The 17,415-nt window shown below is 61.4% G+C and carries 16 protein-coding genes, 5 tRNA genes and 2 pseudogenes; 16 read left to right on the forward strand and 7 right to left on the reverse strand.

Annotated elements, in window-relative coordinates; genetic code table 11:
* Positions 1–168: 168 nt before the first annotated feature.
* Both EIH26_RS05180 and EIH26_RS05185 read left to right on the forward strand, forming a co-directional pair.
* The gene (locus tag EIH26_RS05180) at positions 169–1,065 is read left to right on the forward strand and encodes a cation diffusion facilitator family transporter (RefSeq protein ID WP_241152766.1); all 897 of its coding nucleotides are present in this window, start codon (positions 169–171) and stop codon (positions 1,063–1,065) included.
* On the forward strand, positions 1,055–1,762 hold the full coding sequence (locus EIH26_RS05185) for an HAD family hydrolase (RefSeq protein WP_124061198.1): 708 nt from the start codon (positions 1,055–1,057) through the stop codon (positions 1,760–1,762). The genes EIH26_RS05180 and EIH26_RS05185 overlap by 11 nt, the downstream gene beginning before the upstream one ends.
* Positions 1,763–1,854: 92 nt before the next feature.
* On the opposite strand, the gene EIH26_RS05190 is transcribed toward EIH26_RS05185, so the two are convergent.
* A tRNA-Val gene (locus EIH26_RS05190) sits at positions 1,855–1,929 on the reverse strand.
* Between the two features lie 142 nt (positions 1,930–2,071).
* On the opposite strand from EIH26_RS05190, the gene EIH26_RS05195 reads away from it, so the two are divergent.
* Positions 2,072–2,147, forward strand: a tRNA-Gly gene (locus EIH26_RS05195).
* A gap of 50 nt (positions 2,148–2,197) precedes the next feature.
* Positions 2,198–2,271, forward strand: a tRNA-Cys gene (locus EIH26_RS05200).
* A 175-nt stretch (positions 2,272–2,446) separates the two neighbouring features.
* Here EIH26_RS05200 and EIH26_RS05205 read toward each other — a convergent pair.
* The gene (locus EIH26_RS05205; protein WP_039688785.1) at positions 2,447–2,803 is read right to left on the reverse strand and encodes a helix-turn-helix domain-containing protein; all 357 of its coding nucleotides are present in this window, start codon (positions 2,801–2,803) and stop codon (positions 2,447–2,449) included.
* A 240-nt stretch (positions 2,804–3,043) separates the two neighbouring features.
* Here EIH26_RS05205 and EIH26_RS05210 point away from each other — a divergent pair, with 240 nt between their 5' ends.
* Both EIH26_RS05210 and EIH26_RS05215 read left to right on the forward strand, forming a co-directional pair.
* Positions 3,044–3,853: a Sir2 silent information regulator family NAD-dependent deacetylase gene (locus EIH26_RS05210; protein WP_241152767.1), complete on the forward strand. Its 810-nt coding sequence runs from the start codon at positions 3,044–3,046 to the stop codon at positions 3,851–3,853.
* Positions 3,854–3,876: 23 nt separating this feature from the next.
* Positions 3,877–4,662 carry a protein-ADP-ribose hydrolase gene (locus EIH26_RS05215; protein ID WP_124061200.1) on the forward strand — a complete coding sequence of 262 codons (786 nt, stop codon included), beginning with the start codon at positions 3,877–3,879 and terminating at the stop codon, positions 4,660–4,662.
* A 123-nt stretch (positions 4,663–4,785) separates the two neighbouring features.
* Here EIH26_RS05215 and EIH26_RS05220 read toward each other — a convergent pair whose 3' ends face one another.
* A complete protein-coding gene (locus EIH26_RS05220) occupies positions 4,786–5,379 on the reverse strand; it encodes a hypothetical protein (RefSeq protein WP_206424676.1) in 594 nt (197 codons plus the stop codon).
* Positions 5,380–6,099: 720 nt separating this feature from the next.
* On the opposite strand from EIH26_RS05220, the gene EIH26_RS05225 reads away from it, so the two are divergent.
* From EIH26_RS05225 to EIH26_RS08500, 4 genes and pseudogenes are all read left to right on the forward strand, one after another.
* On the forward strand, positions 6,100–7,911 hold the full coding sequence (locus tag EIH26_RS05225) for an ABC transporter ATP-binding protein (protein ID WP_124061202.1): 1,812 nt from the start codon (positions 6,100–6,102) through the stop codon (positions 7,909–7,911).
* Positions 7,912–9,681 (forward strand): ABC transporter ATP-binding protein, encoded by a 1,770-nt coding sequence (locus EIH26_RS05230; protein ID WP_124061203.1) that lies wholly within the window; start codon positions 7,912–7,914, stop codon positions 9,679–9,681.
* 75 nt (positions 9,682–9,756) lie between these two features.
* Positions 9,757–10,158: a hypothetical protein gene (locus EIH26_RS05235; protein ID WP_206424677.1), complete on the forward strand. Its 402-nt coding sequence runs from the start codon at positions 9,757–9,759 to the stop codon at positions 10,156–10,158.
* A gap of 535 nt (positions 10,159–10,693) precedes the next feature.
* Positions 10,694–10,939: pseudogene (locus EIH26_RS08500) on the forward strand (alpha/beta fold hydrolase); the annotation flags it as partial.
* 66 nt (positions 10,940–11,005) lie between these two features.
* Here EIH26_RS08500 and EIH26_RS08505 read toward each other — a convergent pair.
* Complete coding sequence (locus EIH26_RS08505; protein ID WP_241152768.1) at positions 11,006–11,224, reverse strand: hypothetical protein; 219 nt, start codon at positions 11,222–11,224, stop codon at positions 11,006–11,008.
* A gap of 12 nt (positions 11,225–11,236) precedes the next feature.
* A complete protein-coding gene (locus tag EIH26_RS05245; protein ID WP_124061204.1) occupies positions 11,237–12,136 on the reverse strand; it encodes a DNA-binding protein in 900 nt (299 codons plus the stop codon).
* Between the two features lie 101 nt (positions 12,137–12,237).
* On the opposite strand from EIH26_RS05245, the pseudogene EIH26_RS08665 reads away from it, so the two are divergent.
* The 4 genes and pseudogenes from EIH26_RS08665 to EIH26_RS05260 all read left to right on the forward strand — a co-directional run.
* Positions 12,238–12,294, forward strand: a pseudogene (locus EIH26_RS08665) (transcriptional regulator); the annotation flags it as partial.
* Positions 12,295–12,672, forward strand: coding sequence for a transcriptional regulator (locus tag EIH26_RS05250; RefSeq protein ID WP_241152769.1), 378 nt, complete (start codon positions 12,295–12,297; stop codon positions 12,670–12,672).
* Positions 12,673–12,973: 301 nt separating this feature from the next.
* Positions 12,974–13,049, forward strand: a tRNA-Gly gene (locus EIH26_RS05255).
* A gap of 52 nt (positions 13,050–13,101) precedes the next feature.
* Positions 13,102–13,175 (forward strand) — tRNA-Cys (locus EIH26_RS05260).
* A 170-nt stretch (positions 13,176–13,345) separates the two neighbouring features.
* Here EIH26_RS05260 and EIH26_RS05265 read toward each other — a convergent pair.
* Complete coding sequence (locus EIH26_RS05265; RefSeq protein WP_124061206.1) at positions 13,346–14,143, reverse strand: teichoic acid transporter; 798 nt, start codon at positions 14,141–14,143, stop codon at positions 13,346–13,348.
* Positions 14,144–14,393: 250 nt separating this feature from the next.
* On the opposite strand from EIH26_RS05265, the gene EIH26_RS05270 reads away from it, so the two are divergent.
* The gene (locus EIH26_RS05270) at positions 14,394–15,203 is read left to right on the forward strand and encodes a TerC family protein (protein WP_124061207.1); all 810 of its coding nucleotides are present in this window, start codon (positions 14,394–14,396) and stop codon (positions 15,201–15,203) included.
* Between the two features lie 49 nt (positions 15,204–15,252).
* On the opposite strand, the gene EIH26_RS05275 is transcribed toward EIH26_RS05270, so the two are convergent.
* Complete coding sequence (locus EIH26_RS05275) at positions 15,253–16,188, reverse strand: diacylglycerol kinase family protein (protein ID WP_124061208.1); 936 nt, start codon at positions 16,186–16,188, stop codon at positions 15,253–15,255.
* 70 nt (positions 16,189–16,258) lie between these two features.
* On the opposite strand from EIH26_RS05275, the gene rnd reads away from it, so the two are divergent.
* Positions 16,259–17,401, forward strand: coding sequence for a ribonuclease D (rnd, locus tag EIH26_RS05280; protein WP_124061209.1), 1,143 nt, complete (start codon positions 16,259–16,261; stop codon positions 17,399–17,401).
* The last annotated feature ends 14 nt before the right edge of the window (positions 17,402–17,415 follow it).

Genomic DNA, 17,415 nt, shown 5'->3' on the forward strand with positions numbered 1-17,415 from the left:
TTGACCTTGACGCAGAGGCGTCCCTTTGGGCGCTTTTTTCGTTTCTTCGACGAGGTTTCGGGTTTTTCGATCCTATACTGATCGGTGCGCATGCGCTTTATCGCGGCTGCGTGCGACGCGTTTCGCATCGAGCTTTCCGCGTCGGTACCTGCATTGCAAGGAGACAACGTGGCATCCTTCCTTTCTTCCAGCTCGACTTCGCGCACGAACCAGGTGCAGACGGTGCTCGTCATCGTGCTGCTGTTCAACTTGGCCGTGGCGTTCGCCAAATTCATCTACGGAACGGTCTCGGGTCTATCGTCGGTCCAGGCCGACGGCGTTCATTCGCTGTTCGATTCGGCGGGCAATGTGGTGGGCATTTTCGGCGTGCTGATCGCTTCGAGGCCCCCTGACGAGACGCATCCGTACGGGCATGCCAAGTTCGAGACCTATGCCAGCGTGGTTATCGGGATCATGCTGGTGTTCGCGGCTTGCGAGGTGGGTTCCGAGGCGTTGGACAAGCTTGCGATCGGATCGACGGGCGCGGTCGAGCCGTTTTCGTTCGCCCTGATGATCGCTACGTTGGGAGTCAACGTATTCGTGTCGCAGTACGAGAGGCGCCGCGCGATCGAATTGAAGAGCGAAGTGCTTGCGGCGGATGCCCGCCACACCCTTTCGGACGTGTTCGTCTCCATCGGGGTGTTGGCAAGCTTGGGATTGGTGGCCCTGGGTTATCCGATCGCCGACCCCATCATGACGCTCCTGGTGATGCTGGCTATCTTGAAAGCTGCGTACGAGGTGTTCAGCGTGGCTATCGTGACGCTGTCCGACCACGTCGTCATTCCGGTCGAGGAGATCCGCGCTCTGGCGATGTCGGTCGCGGGGGTTGAGGACACCCACCACGAGCGCTCGCGCGGTTCCGAGAACGAGGTTTATTGCGACCTGCATGTTTTGGTGGACGAGGCAATGACGGTGGGGGAGGCTCACCGCGTAGCCGAGGCGGTCGAGCTTGCCATCAAGGACGCGCGCCCCGAGGTGAAAGAGGTGCTTGTCCACATCGAGCCCAACGACGGCCATGTTGACTGACGATCGAGCGAACGTAAGCCGACGCGTCGTTTTGTTCGACGTGGGCCAGACGCTTGTGCGCGCACGTCCCGACATCGGCGAGATGTTCTGGCGCGTGAGCACCGAACTTGGCTATCGGGTTGACCGAAGGCGGGCAGTAAGGCTTCAGCCGTTGGTGTACGGGTACTACGACGCCGAATACCTCAAAGACGGAGACTTTTGGTGCTGTCAAGATCGGTCGGTTCTGATCTGGCTTGATATGTACGCGCTCATGTGCCGTGAGATGGGCTTGGGAGATGAGGTCGACCGTATTCCCCGCATGATGTACGACCGCTACCTCGACGCGCGGTCGTGGGAGGTCTACGATGACGTCGTTGCGTGTCTTACGCGCCTGAGACGGCAGGGATGTCGCTTGGCCGCAGTGTCGAACTGGTCGAATCATCTCGAGGGCCTTCTGCGAGATCTGGGGCTGCTTCCGTATTTCGACGAAGTGGTCGCGTCTGCGGCCGTAGGGTTGCGCAAACCCGACCCCGCCATTTTCAGGTTGGCGTTGGAACGGCTTGGGGCCAGCCCCGATCGCGCCGTCCATGTGGGCGATTCGTACGAGGCCGATGTGTGCGGGGCTCTGAACGCCGATATCGAGGGGGTGCTTTTGGATCGGGAGGGAAGAAGCCGTCGAGCGGGATGCCGTACGATTGCCAGCCTGCGCGAGCTGTGAGGTTGCGATGCGAGGGAGCACGGGTTCGAAGGGGCCTTGAGATCCCCAGATAAGAAACAAGGTCACGGAAAACCGTGACCTGTGCGAGTTCATGGTGGGCGGTACAAGATTTGAACTTGTGACCCCTTCCGTGTCAGGGAAGTGCTCTCCCACTGAGCTAACCGCCCGATTAGCCGTGGATGCTTTTCCGCATCAGCAAGCAGTTAGTATACAGGAACCATTAGCGCTGTCAAAGGTTTTTTCGACGGGAGAAAAACTTTTTGGGTCTTGCGCGCCCCCGCCCGGTCGCGTATCATGGTCACCCGTGACGCGGACATGGCTCAGCTGGTAGAGCACCACCTTGCCAAGGTGGGGGTCGCGGGTTCGAACCCCGTTGTCCGCTCCACCGTCTTCTCGGGCCGGCCATTCGCGTGGCCGGCCCTTATCGTAGGAAGCGGCGACGTGGCCAAGTGGTAAGGCAGAGGCCTGCAAAGCCTTCACCCCCGGTTCGAATCCGGGCGTCGCCTCCAGAAAAGACCCCGAGAGGGGCCCCTCCCGGGGCCCCTCTCGCGTATCCGGGGGCTTTCCCGGCGGACGAGCCCCTCGGACGCCGTCGCAGAGGCCGTTCTGGGAGGAAACGTGCGGCGGCTTTTGAGGATAGAGGGCCTTCGAGCCAAGCAGCGCGCCCACCTTCCATCCGGCCGGCTATCCGCTGGTTTTCAGCCGCTCCTTGTATCCTTCGCCCCAGGCCCACAGGGCGTCGAGCACGGGCTCGAGCGTCTTGCCCAGCTCGGTGAGCGAATACTCCACACGCGGGGGAACCTCGGCGTACACCTCGCGGTGAACGAGGCCCCGCGCTTCCATAGTACGGAGGTTCGAGGTGAGTACCTTCTGCGACACCTTGCCGATGGAGCGTTGCAGCTCCTTGAAGCGCATGGTGTCGTTGAGCACGAGGTCGCGCAGGATGAGCACCTGCCATTTATTGCCGATCAGCGAAAGCGTCGTTTCCACGGGACAAGGCGGCAGCGATTCGAGAACCGCCTCGTTCTTCGCTATCCCCATAGTCTAACCACATCCTAAACCCCTGTTTAAGTACATTAGTTACAAAAAGGTACCTACAGCACTATATTGTGCCTACTTTCTATCGGTATGCAACGATTCTAGTATTCGCATCGATAGAAATCAACGGAACGCCGATGTCGGACGAAAAGGGAAAGGGCGCATCGCGCCGATCCCAGCCGTCGCAGCCGGGCGATTGTCGAAGGACGGGAGGGCAACCGGTACGGAAACAACCTGGGACGCTTGAAGGAAGCTATCGAGAGCGCCGACGCGATCGTCGTGGGAGCGGGTGCGGGCTTGTCAACCGCGGCCGGCTTCACGTATGCGGGGGAGCGCTTCGAGAGGCTGTTCGGAGACTTCGCCGCGAAGTACGGTATCCGCGACATGTATTCGGGCGGGTTCTTCCCGTTCGCCGCGCCCGAAGAGCGGTGGGCGTGGTGGAGCCGCCATATCTGGTGCAACCGCTACGAGCCGGCGCCCGAAGACGCCTACGGGAAGCTCCTCGAGCTGCTGGACGGCAGGGATTTCTTCGTGCTGACCACCAACGTCGACCATCAGTTCCAACAGGCGGGCTTTCCTCGGGAGCGGCTGTTCTACACCCAGGGCGACTACGGTTTGTGGCAGTGCAGCGAACCATGCCACGACATCACCTACGACAACTACGCTGCGGTGAAGCGCATGGTGGAAGAGCAGCGCGGTATGCGCGTTCCCAGCGAGTTGGTGCCCACGTGCCCCCGCTGCGGCAAGCCCATGACCATGAACCTGCGCGCGGACGGGACCTTCGTGGAGGATGCCGGTTGGCGCGCGGCGGCTGCGCGTTACCGGGCGTTTCTCGAGGCGCACGAAACGGGGAGAGTGCTCTATCTGGAGCTGGGCGTGGGCATGAACACCCCGATCATCATCAAGTACCCTTTCTACCGGCGCGTTTACGAGAACCCCGAGGCTATCTACGCCTGCGTGAACTACGGCGAGGCGTACACGGTCGTCGAGATTCGAGACCGTTCGATCGTGCTGGATGCGGATATCGACGCGGTGCTGGGCGAGCTGCTTTGATCGGGGGATTGAGGAGGATGCGCATGGAATCTGGAAGGAAACGACATCTGCTCGAAGAGCTCGTGAAGGGCCTTAGCGCCGAGCGGGGCATCGCCGCGCCGACGGCCGTCAACGAAGACGGGCTTTGTGATGCGTTCCGGGCGCTGGTGAACACGCGTCCTGTATGGGCGGCCGACACTCGCTGGATCGAGATGCAAGACGAGCTTCTGACGGGCATGATCGCCGAGGCCGGGATATGCGGCATCGATTCCACCGAAGCCGTTTCCGACGATGGGCTCGTCCGGTTGTGGCGCGGCGACATCACGACACTCGACGTCGATGCCATCGTGAACGCGGCCAACAGCCGGATGCTCGGATGCTGGGTGCCCGGGCACCACTGCATCGACAACGCCATCCACACCTTCGCCGGCGTCCAACTGCGAGCCGAATGCGCTTGCATCATGGAGGAGCAGGGCTGCGACGAGCCTACGGGTGCGGCCAAGATCACCGCCGCTTACAACCTGCCTTCCCGGCACGTCATCCACACGGTGGGCCCCATCGCCGACGGCCGGCCGAACGACGCGCATCGCATGCAGCTGGCATCGTGCTACCGCAGCTGCCTCGATCTTGCCGCGAAGTGCGGACTTCGCTCCATCGGCTTTTGCTGCATCAGTACCGGCATATTCGGGTTTCCCCAGAAGGAGGCGGCGCGAGTCGCGGTCGATGCGGAGCGCGGCTGGCTTGAGTCGCACGGCGGCATGACGGTGGTGTTCGACGTGTTCTCCGAGACGGATTACGCTATCTATCGGAGACTGCTGCTCGGTCGATAGGGCGACGTCCCGTCGGGGCGGGGTGGCGGATCGGAGTCCCGTTGCCCGCTTCGGCTTCGTCGAATGCCGCGCACCTTCCGACGAAAACAATGCGGGAGGGGAGGCTGCATGGGAAAGACCTGATCAGCGCGTTTCGGGAATCGCGATATTCGACTGGTATGACTGAATGTGGTTGTAGGCGATTCGGTGCCAGTCGTCCGCGACGCTTCCGTCGCTGTTCGCAAAGAAGCTCGAGTTCATATACCGAACGAGGACGAACTCGCATGTTTTCTGGTCGAACCCGTTGCTCCTGGTGAAATCTATGATATTTCCGGCGTTCCGAACGACTGCGGCTTCCAGGATCGGCAGCGTCAGCTCGTTGACCGGAACTTTCATATTGGGTTTATCGAGAAAGCCGCCCTTTTCCTTGGTGTGCACAGAGAGATCGCTTAAGGTTCCGTTGGTGACGCACTTCACCCTGCGGATATCCGAGAGCCTTATCCGGTGCTTAGCTCCTATTAGGTGGCCGTCCCTTATGTAGATGTCCTTCTCGGCCAGGCTGGATGTGATCTTCAGATCCAGGTTGTCGGTATTCTCGGGGAACTCCCCGGTGAGCTTGCTCTCCGCAAAGGCGATAAGGGTAGACTTCGTCTTTCGAACGTTGTGGTATTCCCCGTCGTCATGCATATCCGTCTGAATCTCGCCGATGTCTTTTCCCTCGAAATCACGGAAAGTCACCGTATAGCTTCGATTCGAGTTGCAGCATCCAAGAAGAAAAATCGAACCGACCTCCGAGAGCCTCACATCAACTGACTTCTTCCCATCGGTCGGTGCATAGGTGACGCTTTTCTCATAAACATGCAGGCGGTATCGTCCCGGAGCATCGTAGTGAACTCCAGCATTTTCAAAAAACCGGCTTCATTTTCCCTCCAGCAAGTTCGCGCTTACGCTGTCGATCAGCTGCGCAGGGTCGATTCCAGAATATGATCGTGCAGGACGGCAACTCTTCGCCAAAGGCTCTGGGAAACCGCAAATCGGAACAGGCGCCGCATCGGAAGGACTCTCTGCGCTGCCTGGGCCATGCGAGGGCCCGCCCGCCGGACACAGCTCCCCGCACGCGGCAGCGACGTCAGGCGAATCCGTGCTGTAGATGAGGCGGCACCGTCGTCGCATGCGCGTCCCGTCCGACCGAGGCCACGGCAAACACGATGGCCGTGGCCGCCTCGGGCACACGAAACGCGAGGATGTGGTCTTTGTTTGACTTTCGAGGTCAGAGAAGCGTGATTGAGACCCTCGGGCAGCGGGACGATGAGCGTTTCATTGATCGATCCAGGTTTCCCCGTGCGGCTCTCTCCTGCAACCAGTCTGGCCAACGCATCATTTGCAAAACATGAAGAAATTAGATTAAACTAACTATCGAGATTCCCGAAGATGAAAATTCGATAGGAGGGATGGGTCATGGCTGAAGCGGGGGAGAAGAGGCGAAGCGACCTTTCTGTACTGCTCGGGTACGCAGGCAACCGCCGCGGCCTCACCTTCTTGGGGCTGGGGCTTTCCGCCGTCGCCATGTTGCTCGGCATGGCGCCCTATGTGTGCATCTGGCTGGTAGTGCGCGATCTCGTTGCCGTTGCGCCGGACTGGGGTACCGCGAGCGACATCTACGCGTACGGTTGGATGGCGTTCGGCTTCGCTGTAGCGAGCATCGCGGTGTATTTCGCCGCGCTCATGTGCACGCACCTGGCAGCATTCCGAACGGCGTCGAATATCAGAAAACAGGGCATGGCGCACCTGATGAACGCGCCGCTTGGGTACTTCGACAACAACGCGAGCGGCCTCATCCGCAACCGCCTGGACGGAGCGTCCGCCGAGACCGAGACGCTGCTCGCGCACAACCTGGCCGACATCGCGGGCACCGTCACCATGCTCGTGGGCATGATCGCGCTCATGCTCGCGTTCGACTGGCGCATGGGTGCCGCGTGCCTGATGGCTGCCGTTATCTCGATCGTCGCGATGTTCTCAATGATGGGTGGCAAGAACGCGGGTCTCATAGCCGAGTACCAGGCGGCGCAGGACCGCATGAGCAAAGCGGGCGTCGAGTACGTGCGCGGCATCCCCGTGGTGAAGGTTTTCCAGCAGACGGTGAACTCGTTCAAGGCGTTCAAGGAGGCGATCGACGATTACAGCGACAAGGCCGGCTATTATCAGGATAGCGTCTGCCGCGTCCCCCAGTCGATAAATCTCACCTTCACCGAGGGCGCATTCGCGTTCCTGGTGCCTGTGGCGTTGCTGCTGGCCCCCGGCGTCCTCGCGTCGGGCGACTTCGCCGGCTTCGTCACCGACTTTGCGTTCTATGCGGTGTTCTCCGCCATCATCTCCACCGCGCTCGCCAAGATCATGTTCGCATCAGCCGGCATAATGCTGGCCGGCACGGCGCTCGGGCGAATTCGCCAGATTACGGACGCGCCCGTGCTCGAAATCTCCGATGTTCCCATCGAGCCGCAGAGCAACCGAGTCGAGTTCAGGGATGTGACATTCATCTATGAAGGAGCGACTAAGCCTGCCTTGAAGAACGTATCGTTCACGGTCGAGCCGGGCCAGACGGTCGCACTCGTGGGGCCCTCCGGTGGCGGCAAGACCACGGCGGCGAGTCTCATCCCGCGCTTCTGGGACGTCTCGGCCGGAGCGGTCGAGGTGGGCGGTGTGGATGTGCGGCGGGTGGACCCGCATGTGCTTATGGGTCAGATGGCCTTCGTGTTCCAGAACAGCCGCCTGTTCAAGACGTCGATCCTCGAAAATGTCCGCGCCGCGCGTCCCGGGGCCTCGCGTGAGGAAGTTGAAGCAGCGCTGGCCGAAGCGCAGTGCGCAGACATCGTCGCCAAGCTACCCGAAGGTATCGACACGAAGATCGGCACGGAGGGCACCTATCTCTCCGGTGGCGAGCAGCAGCGCATCACCCTCGCGCGCGCCATCCTGAAGGACGCGCCTATCGTGGTGCTCGACGAGGCGACCGCCTTCGCCGACCCCGAGAACGAGGCTCTCATCCAGAAGGCGTTCGCCGTGCTCGCCCGAAATCGCACGGTCATCATGATCGCGCACCGTCTGTCTACCGTAGTGGGCGTAGACAAGATCGTTGTGCTCGCCTCGGGAGAGGTGGTCGAAACCGGAACGCATGACGAACTCGTGGGCTCCGGCGGCCTCTACTCCCGCATGTGGGAGGACTATAACAAGGCCGCGAAATGGCGAATAGCAAGCGATGGGGAGGTGGCGTAAATGTTCGGAAGAGACTTCCAAAGAAAGTACGCGCTTTCCGACCAGGGCGTCGCAACCACGAAGAAGGGCACGTTGTGGACTGTCGTCGTGAACTTGGTGGCCATGGCGGGCATGGGCATCCTCTACGCGCTCATGACACAGTTCATGGGAACTCTCTCCGATGGGGCGAAGCTTCCGGGCATCGCGGAGTTCGTCCTGCTCACGCTTGCGTTCGTGATGCTTTCCTTCGTCACTCACCACCAGCAGTACAAGGCCACTTACGGCCTGGTCTACGAGGAGGTGAAAACCATGCGCGTAAGCCTCGCCGAGCGCCTGCGCAAGCTGCCGCTGAGCTTCTTCGGCAAGCGCGACCTGGCTGACCTCACCGAGACCGTCATGGGCGACGTGAACCGCATGGAACACGTGTGGTCGCACGTGCTGGGCTACCTCTACGGCAGCTACATCTCCACGGCCATCATCGCCGTCATGCTCCTGGCCATGGATTGGAGATTGGCCGTAGCGTGCCTGTGGGGCGTGCCGACAGCCTTTTTGCTGCTGTTCGGCAGCCGCAAAATGTCGGAGCGCAACGCCGCCGCGACGAAAGCGGCAGCACTGGAGGTGTCCGACGCCATCCAGGAGACGCTCGAGAACATCCGCGAGATCCACGCGACCAACCAGGAGCAACGCTACCTCGATGACCTGAATGCGAAGATCGACGCGCACGAGCGCACGATGATCAAAGGCGAGTTGGCGACCGGTCTGTTCGTGAACGGCGCGAGCGTCATTATGCGGCTTGGCGTGGCCACCACCATTCTCGCGGGTGCGAACCTCATCCTGTCGGGACAGGTAGGCTTCATGACCCTGTTCCTGTTCCTGCTCGTTATCACACGCATCTACGCGCCGTTCGACCAGAGCCTCGCGCTTATCGCCGAGGTGTTCCTCTCGCAGGTGTCTGCCAATCGCCTTATGGAAATCTACGACACGCCCATCGCTGAAGGCGCCGAGACCTTCGCGCCTGCGGGTCACGACATCGTGTTCAAGAACGTCGGCTTCGCCTACGACAACGAACGGGTTTTGAAGGGCGTCAGTTTCACGGCCAAGGAAGGCGAGGTGACGGCGCTCGTGGGGCCCTCCGGCTCGGGCAAGAGCACGTGTGCCCGTCTGGCAGCGCGCCTGTGGGATGCCACGGAAGGCTCCATCGAAGTGGGCGGCGTGGACATCTCCACGATCGATCCCGAGGTGCTGCTGGGCGACTACTCCATGGTGTTCCAAGACGTCACGCTGTTCGACGACACGGTCATGGCGAACATCCGCCTCGGCAAGCTCGGGGCCACCGACGAGGAGGTGCTTGCGGCGGCGAGCGCGGCTAACTGCGACGAGTTCGTGGATAAGCTGCCAGATGGCTACGGCACGCCCATCGGCGAGAACGGGGCGCGACTCTCCGGCGGTGAGCGCCAGCGCATCTCGATCGCGCGCGCCCTGCTGAAGGATGCGCCCGTCGTGTTGCTCGACGAGGCTACGGCCTCGCTCGACGTGGAGAACGAGACGAAGGTGCAAGGCGCGCTTTCCCGTCTGCTCGCGGGCAAGACCGTGCTCGTCATCGCGCACCGCATGCGCACCGTGGAGGCTGCCGACAAGATCGTAGTGCTCGCGGATGGCAGGGTCGTCGAGGAGGGCGCGCCCGCCGACCTGCTTGCGAAGGAGGACGGCATCTTCGCCCGCATGCGCCAACTGCAGTCGGCAAGTGCGAATTGGAGCCTGTGGGACCCGACGCGACGGGCCGAGTGGTGAAATCCAAGCGTAAGTTGCAACGAGAAAGAGACTGCCATGGACATTCGGTTCGACGACATCTAGGAAACCGCGCTCGTGACGCTGGCCATCCGAGCCAGCGAGACGGCGCGGCTGCCTCGCGGGCGCGACTACGTCGTCGTGATGGAGGGCGTGCCCGAGTACTTCACCAAGGAGCAGACGGCGGCGTGCCTTCATATGCTCTGCGACAGCTTTCCGCACGGCTGGCTTGTATGCGAGATGAATCATCCGTCCATGGCCAAGCTCTCCGACAAACATGACGCCATCAAGAACACGAACGCCACCTTCAAGTGGGGTACGGAGTCGGGCGAGGAGTTCGCCGGGCTCGAGCCGCGCTTACGGCTCGTATCCGAGCAGAGCTACAACGTCGAGATGCGCAAGCACACGCTGCGCGGGAGGCTCTTCGCCGCCACCGTTGGCAAGAACCTGAACAACCGCCTGGCCGTCTTCCGCTGGTAAGCCGCTTCAGAGCGATGTCGGCGGAAGCTCCTCGCATGCGGTTTGCGTCAGCTTTCGGCTCTGATGATAGATGGTCAGCGTGGAACACGCGCTGACCTGCATGGCAAGGTCCTCCTTTATGTTGATCGACCATGCAGAGAAGGGACAACCAAGGAGACAGGTTGCCGATGCGGGGCTCCCGTGCGCCCGCGGCTACCCGACGGGGCTGTGTTTTCATCTCTGACCGGATGACTAAAGGAGCATCGAGTTCTTCTATACTGTGGGGCAGGACGACCGAAGGGACGCGAATGGCAAACCGGCTCACCGGCACATGCACCGATGAGTACCGTCCGGAGACGGGGTAGCCCAAGTTGTTGCCGAGCCGGAGCTTGGCTGCAAAACGCTGAACCGCCGGGCACAAGACCGTAAGGATGGGCTGTCGGACGCCAAGCTCATCGGGGTCGAAGAGGCCGGGATGGTTGGGCGGACATTGCGAGCCGAGCACGGAGAGGTGCGCTACTGGGCGCCCGCGAACCCCGACCCAACGAGGCGCTGGATGGCCTTCCCGCCCGGCCTCTCGGCTGACCACACTCTGTTCGACTCGAAGTTCGCCCACTTCGCGAGGCGGTGGAACCTCGTTGCATGGGGCGCTCCCGGTCACGGGCTATCCCGACCGTGGAGGGGGAGGCTCGACCTCGACGACGTGGCCGGTGCGCTCCATTCGATCCTCGGCGAGTGTGGGGCGACGAGCCCCATCCTCGTCGGCCAGTCGCTTGGCGGTTACGTCGCGCAGGTTTATATCGACCTATTCCCCGGACGCGTCGCCGCCTTCGTCTCCGTCGGCTCGTCCCCCCCTGCAGCGGCGCTACTACAAGGGGTGGCACCTTGCCGTGCTGCGCCACATGGAGGGGCTGTGCCGGCTCTGGGGCACCGAGGGCTTCTTGCGCGCCCAGATTGCGGGGAACTGCTCGACCACCGAACACGGCCGGGCGAGCATGATCCGGCAGATCGAGCGATACTCGAAGCGCGTTTCGAAAGCGGCCTGCGCTCCGATAACCGATGGCCTGCATCGACGTCTGCCCGTCATCCGCGCATCATCCTACTCGCCATGCGGGATGCGGAAATAGTCCATCCACGTCTTGAACCGATCCTGCGCAGCGAGGCACGTCTCGGTCAGATACCCCCGTTCCTGGTTCCACTCCGAGAGACCGCGGTAGTAATAGGCCTTCATGCTATCGGCGATGACGAACGGCACGACGTTGCTCGCCAGGCATTCCTTCAGCATGATGAGCCGGCCGACGCGGCCGTTTCCGTCCTGGAAGGGATGGATGCGCTCGAACTTGACGTGGAGCTCGATGATCTGCTCGAGCGTGTGAGCCGCCTTCGGGTCGTATTCACGCAGGAGCTCGCCGATCTCTCCTGCAACTCCTTCGGGCCGCGTCGTGGTCATGTTCGCCACTTCGTTGGGCAGCGTCTTGTAATCGCCCACGGCGAACCACGGGAGCCTGCTATCGGAGGTGCCGTCCTTCAGCGTTCTGTGAAGCTCCTTGATAAGGCGCTCGGATAGGGGCTTTTGGGCGTTTTCCAGGACGCAGTCGATGCAGTGGAAGTGGTTCGCCGCCTCGATGACGTCGTCGACTTTGATCGATTCCCCCTCGAAGCCGATGGTCGAGGTCTCGAAGATGAATCGGGTTTGATCCATCGAGAGGCGGGAGCCTTCCATGTGGTTGGAGTTGTAGGTGAGTTCGATCTGCAGCTTATGGTAGATGCCCCCGTGGACGCCGGCTCGCTTCTCCTCCAGAAGGCGGGCGAGCAGGGCGTTCGGTTCGATGCTCGCTTTCGCGTTCGCGCGCGCGGGCTTTTCGGCATCGTCGGGGATGTTCCACGTCTTTCCCGTAAGGAAGGCCCCGGGAACGCGCCCCTGGGCGCAGTAGTTCCGAACGCTTCGTTCGGAAACGCCCCATATCGCAGCTATTTCTGATGCGGAAAGAAAGCTCATCGGCGATACCAGCCCTATCGGCAAAAAACGATGGTGCGAGTATACCAGATGCAGTTATTTATTGCCGTTAACGGCAATAAATAACTCGCCAACAAATCAAGATAGTCCGCCAGACTGTCTCAAAATGGGAGCGCGGCCTTTCGGTTCCCGACTCCGATATGCTTGTCTCGATATCGGAAGTGCTCGATGTTTCCGTGGGGGCGCTGCTTGGTGAAACCGTTTCGGAACCTGAAGCGGATAATCTTAGTGCAATTGCCGAAAAGCTCCAGGTCGTCGACCTCCAGTTCGCTCGTGGGAGGAAGTTGTGGCGGAGATTGGTCCGCGGAACCCTGCTCGCCTTGGCCATTGCGACCGCCCTCGTCTTCGCGTGCCTGATTCTGCTGGGAAGCCCTTACTCGCATTGGCACTTCTCCGATCCCGAGCTGGCGGTCGCGGGCACCCTATACCACGGATTTGAGTGGGCTTTCGTCCGAATTGCGCCGATCGTGCTTGTCGCAGCGATCGCCGGGCTCTTCCTCTTACGGAAACGCGAGTAAACCGAGGGCTTCCGGGAACGTCTCGGAAGCCCTCTTCTTCTTCTAGGGTCTTCCTGCCCTCTGCGCGAAGCTCGAGAGGCGATAAACCGCTCGCTATGCGGGTGGTCGCGATTTTCCGGGCGTTATATGGAGCCGGCTTGCATCAGCGGTATATACGCTGCGAATAAGATTCTCGGCAATACCGAGGACTAGATTCGAAGGAGGCGACCGTTTCGCCCTTTACCGATGATGAACTCTGTGTGCTCATCAAATTTCGCTCTTGCGCGCCCCCTCCCGGTCGCGTATCATGGTCACCCGTGACGCGGACATGGCTCAGCTGGTAGAGCACCACCTTGCCAAGGTGGGGGTCGCGGGTTCGAACCCCGTTGTCCGCTCCACCGTCTTCCCGGGGCCGGCCATCAAGCGTGGCCGGCCCCTTGCTTTAGACCCGGCGACGTGGCCAAGCGGTAAGGCAGAGGCCTGCAAAGCCTTCACCCCCGGTTCGAATCCGGGCGTCGCCTCCAGAAAAGACCCCGAGAGGGGCCCCTCCCGGGGCCCCTCTCGCATACCCGGGGGCTTTCCCGGCGGAGGCGGCCCGGCCCCCGGTTCCCCGGCGCGGCTCCGCTACTGGGTCCCTCGGCGCAGCTCCGCGCCTCGCGTTGCGTGGGTGCGGGTCGTATGAGTGCGGGGCCGGCTAAGCCGCCTTCGTCAGACGGATGCCGATGTAGCAGGAGGTTTCCGGCAGCCCCGCTATGTCGTAGGCGCTGGAAAGCTGGATGCCCGACACCTTCCAGACGTAATCGGTCCCCTCGACGGAGACCTCGCCTTCGGTGAAGGTGTTGCCGGCTTCGTCGGTTCCCGTATCGGTGACCGAGTCGGCCTCGAATCCCTGCGCGGTGATCGCGGAGCGCACGGCGGCCTCGACGCTGCCGGATGCGAAGTCGGCATAGCGAACCACCATGCTGTTCGTGGTTCGGTCGGCGGAGAACAGCCATCCGCCGTTCATGAGTTTGGAAGCTTCGCCTGCGTTAAGCGCCGAGAACCCCTTCAAGTACATGAGGGACGCGGCGGCAGACGACGTGTCGGCGGGAAGCTTGTACAGGGTCAGGTCGCTGTCGCTCTCCTCGCTTTGGGCGATATAGGTGTATCCGGCATCGTCGAACGCCTTCTTGATCTCGTCGTTGCTGAGGGTGGCCATTTCGGCGAGCTTGGGAAGGCTTGCGATCGAAGGCTCTTTCGCGAGGTTTCGTGCGACTGCGGACGAGGCGTTCTCGCTGGCGCGCATCGGTTCGAGCACCGTTGCGTTCACGAACAGGCCGCCCACGACGATTCCCGCGGCAACGACGGCCCCGATGAAGGCGAGAGCCGGCCCGGCGGGCTGCACCGGGCGTTTCAGGGCGCTTCCGTCCAGGTAGCGGACGCCCTCGTGTTCGGTGTCGTAAGCGCGCTCGAGATGGGCGCTTTGACCGTGCAGTATCTCTTCGATGTTCACAGGGCTGCTCCTAGCGGTTTTGTGCAGTGCGCATTATACCATTGGCCCGAAACCGCGATCGTGCTAGAATGGTTGCGCCCATGGGGGAGTAGTTAGCGCAAGCGTGCTTGCGGGTTGTGTCAACATCATGGCTTTCCAGCCTGGCACTCCTTAAAAAACGAGACTCGTGGCGCTTCCGTTCGCGGAGGCGCTGCGAGTTTTTTTATGTTCGCCTGGGTTGAAACGATACGAGACAAGACAAGGAGCCTGGATGTTCGACCTTTCGATATTCGCCTCGCCCGATGCGTGGATCGCCTTGATCACGCTTACGTTCCTCGAGATCGTGCTGGGGATCGACAACATCGTGTTCATCACCATCACCACCGATCGCCTTCCCGCGTCCCAACAGCATCTGGGCCGCAAGCTGGGTTTGGCGGGCGCCTTCATCATGCGCGCGCTCTTCCTCAGCGTCGCCGCTTTCCTCACCCATCTAGTCCAGCCGCTGTTCACGATCGATCTCGGGGTTTTCTCCCATGGTTTTTCGGTTCGTGACATCATCTTGCTTCTAGGCGGCGCCTATCTTATCTACAAGGGCGTCGACGAGCTGCGCAGCCTGCTGCGCCTCGACGAGCTGAAAGAGAAGCATGGGGAGGGTGCGAGCGGGCATGCGAAGGGGCTCTCCCTCGGCCGGGCGATCGGCACCATCATGGTGATGGATCTGGTGTTTTCCATCGATTCGGTTATCACTGCCGTGGGTCTGTCCGACTATCTGGTCATCATGATCCTGGCTGTTCTCATCGCCATCGTGCTGATGATGGTGTTCATCGACGGCATTTCGGACTTCATCAACGCGCATATCGAGATGAAGATCCTTGCGCTCGTGTTCATTTCGGTTATCGGCATGCTGCTCGTGCTGGATTCCGTGGGCCTGCACACCGATATCGAACTGCTCGATATGCACGTCGAGAAGCTCATGGTGTATTTCGCCATGGTGTTCGCCGTGGTGCTGGAGTTCATTCAGATGCGCTACAGCTCCAATGCCAAAAAGTGGCTCGAACAGAATTCCGACGTCTCTCGCTAGCGCGCTAGCGAGGTTCGGGATAAGGCGCTCGAAGCCTTCTCCGGCGGTTCTACCGGCTCGACCGGTTGCGGGGTTCCGAGCCTTGGAACCGGTCGAATCCGTTTTCAGACAGGATGAACCGCGCGCCCCCTTCGATCACCCGTGCGGAGAAAGGCGTGGAGAGCCCCGGAGTCTCGCCGTCGTACTGGATGTGCATGGGAGGATCGGCCTGCACGTGCACGGTTTTCGAGCGATGGATCTCCAACGAGTCGGTGCGGTCGGGAAACTCCCCGTCGCGGTCGAGGAATCCCGCCAGCAATGCGGGAAGCAGTCCGAAGGCGTTTTCCGCTTTCAGGATCACCACGTCGAGCGACCCGTCGCGCGGGAGGTTCTCGTGCGTGACCGTGATGTCGAACTGGATCTTGGAGAAGTTCACCAGCAGGATCCCCAGCGCGTCGCGCTCGAGGGTCTTATCGTCCAGCGTGATGGTGAGATGGGATTTCTTCGGTAGCGGGTTGGACACGGCCGCCTGGAAGTAGGCCATCGGTCCCAGAAGCTTCTTCGAGGGACGGGCGTCGTGCATGATGGTGGCATCGTAGCCCGCGCCCGCCATGATACCGAATCCGAATTTCCGGCCGGCCACCTCGATTTCCCCTAGATCGAAGTCGAGCGTGCGCATATCGCGGGTCATGGTGGCAAGAGCGTACGGTTCGATGGGTGCGAGCAGGTTGTTTGCCAGAAGGTTCGCGGTTCCGGCGGGGAAGGGCAGGATGGGGATTTTCGTTTTAGCCAGATGATAGGATATCGCGGCCACCGTTCCGTCGCCGCCCGCCGCCACTACCGCGTCGAAGTTCGAAGCATCGTGGAGCAGGGCCTGAGCGTCGATGGGCCCGTTGGTGGAACGGATGCAGATCTCGTCGGCGTCCTTGTTGACTAAGCGCACGTAGTCGTAAATCGCTCCGTCGGCGTATCCCGCCTTCAAATTGTTGATAACGAGCAGTTTCATCGAGCGGCCCTCGTTTTGGTAGAATGAACCGAGTTGTTCCCATGATATAGCAAGGCGAGGATCTGTCTGCATGTACATAGAAAGCCAAGACGAGCTCGACTCTTTCGTCCAACGGGCTGCAAGCTCCTCGCTTCTGGCAATCGATACCGAGTTCCTTCGCGAGAAAACCTACTATGCGAAGCTCTGCCTGCTGCAGATCGCGACCGACGACGAAGTGGTCATCATCGATCCTCTGGCGGCGATCGATGTCGCCGCGCTCGCGCCCCTTCTGGTCGATGAGCGCATCATCAAGATCTTTCATGCTGGCCACCAAGACCTCGAGCTTCTATACCGCAACGTCGGCGTGCTGCCCTCTCCTGTGTTCGACACGCAGATCGCAGCGGCGCTTCTGGGGCACACCCAGCAGATAGGGTACGGATCGCTGGTGGGCGCTTTATGCGGGGTGCGCATCAAGAAGGCCGATTCCTTCACCGATTGGTCGCATCGGCCGCTGTCCGACTCCCAGATTCAGTACGCAGGGGAAGACGTGGTCTATCTTCCCAAGATCTACGCGACGATGAGGCGGCGTCTGGAGGAGAAGGGTCGCCTCGAATGGCTGCGCAACGATTTCGCGGAACTGTCGGACCCAGCGCGCTACGAGGTTGACGAGCGCGAACGGTTCCGCCGATTGAAGCACGTTTCGTCCCTGTCGCGCTGCCAGATGGCTGCGGCGCGCGAGATGGCCGCCTGGCGCGAGGCTGCGGCGCGCGATCGCAACATCCCCCGCAAATGGGTGCTGTCCGACGAGCAGATCGTCGAGGCCTGCAAGCGCGAGCCGCGTACGATCGATGATCTGTTCATGGTTCGCGGTATGCGCGAGCGCCTCAATGTGCGCGACGCGCGCACGATTGTCTCGCGGATCGTATCGGCTATGAATGCGCCGGCGGATACCTGGCCCGATTCGGGTAACCCGTCGAAGAGCGAGCCCAACGTGGATATGCAGGTGGATCTTATGATGGCCATCGTGCGCATGCGCGCGCGTGAAAACGACATCGCCATTCCGACGCTTGCCAGCCATGACGATCTGACCAAGATCGCGCGGGGGTACTGCGAGGACGTCGAGATCCTGCGCGGATGGCGGCGCGAGCTGATCGGGGCGGAGCTGCTCGATCTGCTGAACGGGCGCATCTCGCTTTCGGTGGAAAACGGCGCCGTGCGCATCGACCGCTTCTAGGATCGGCTCGGCCC

It is taken from the genome of Gordonibacter sp. Marseille-P4307, assembly GCF_900604965.1.
Taxonomy (GTDB): Bacteria; Actinomycetota; Coriobacteriia; order Coriobacteriales; family Eggerthellaceae; genus Berryella.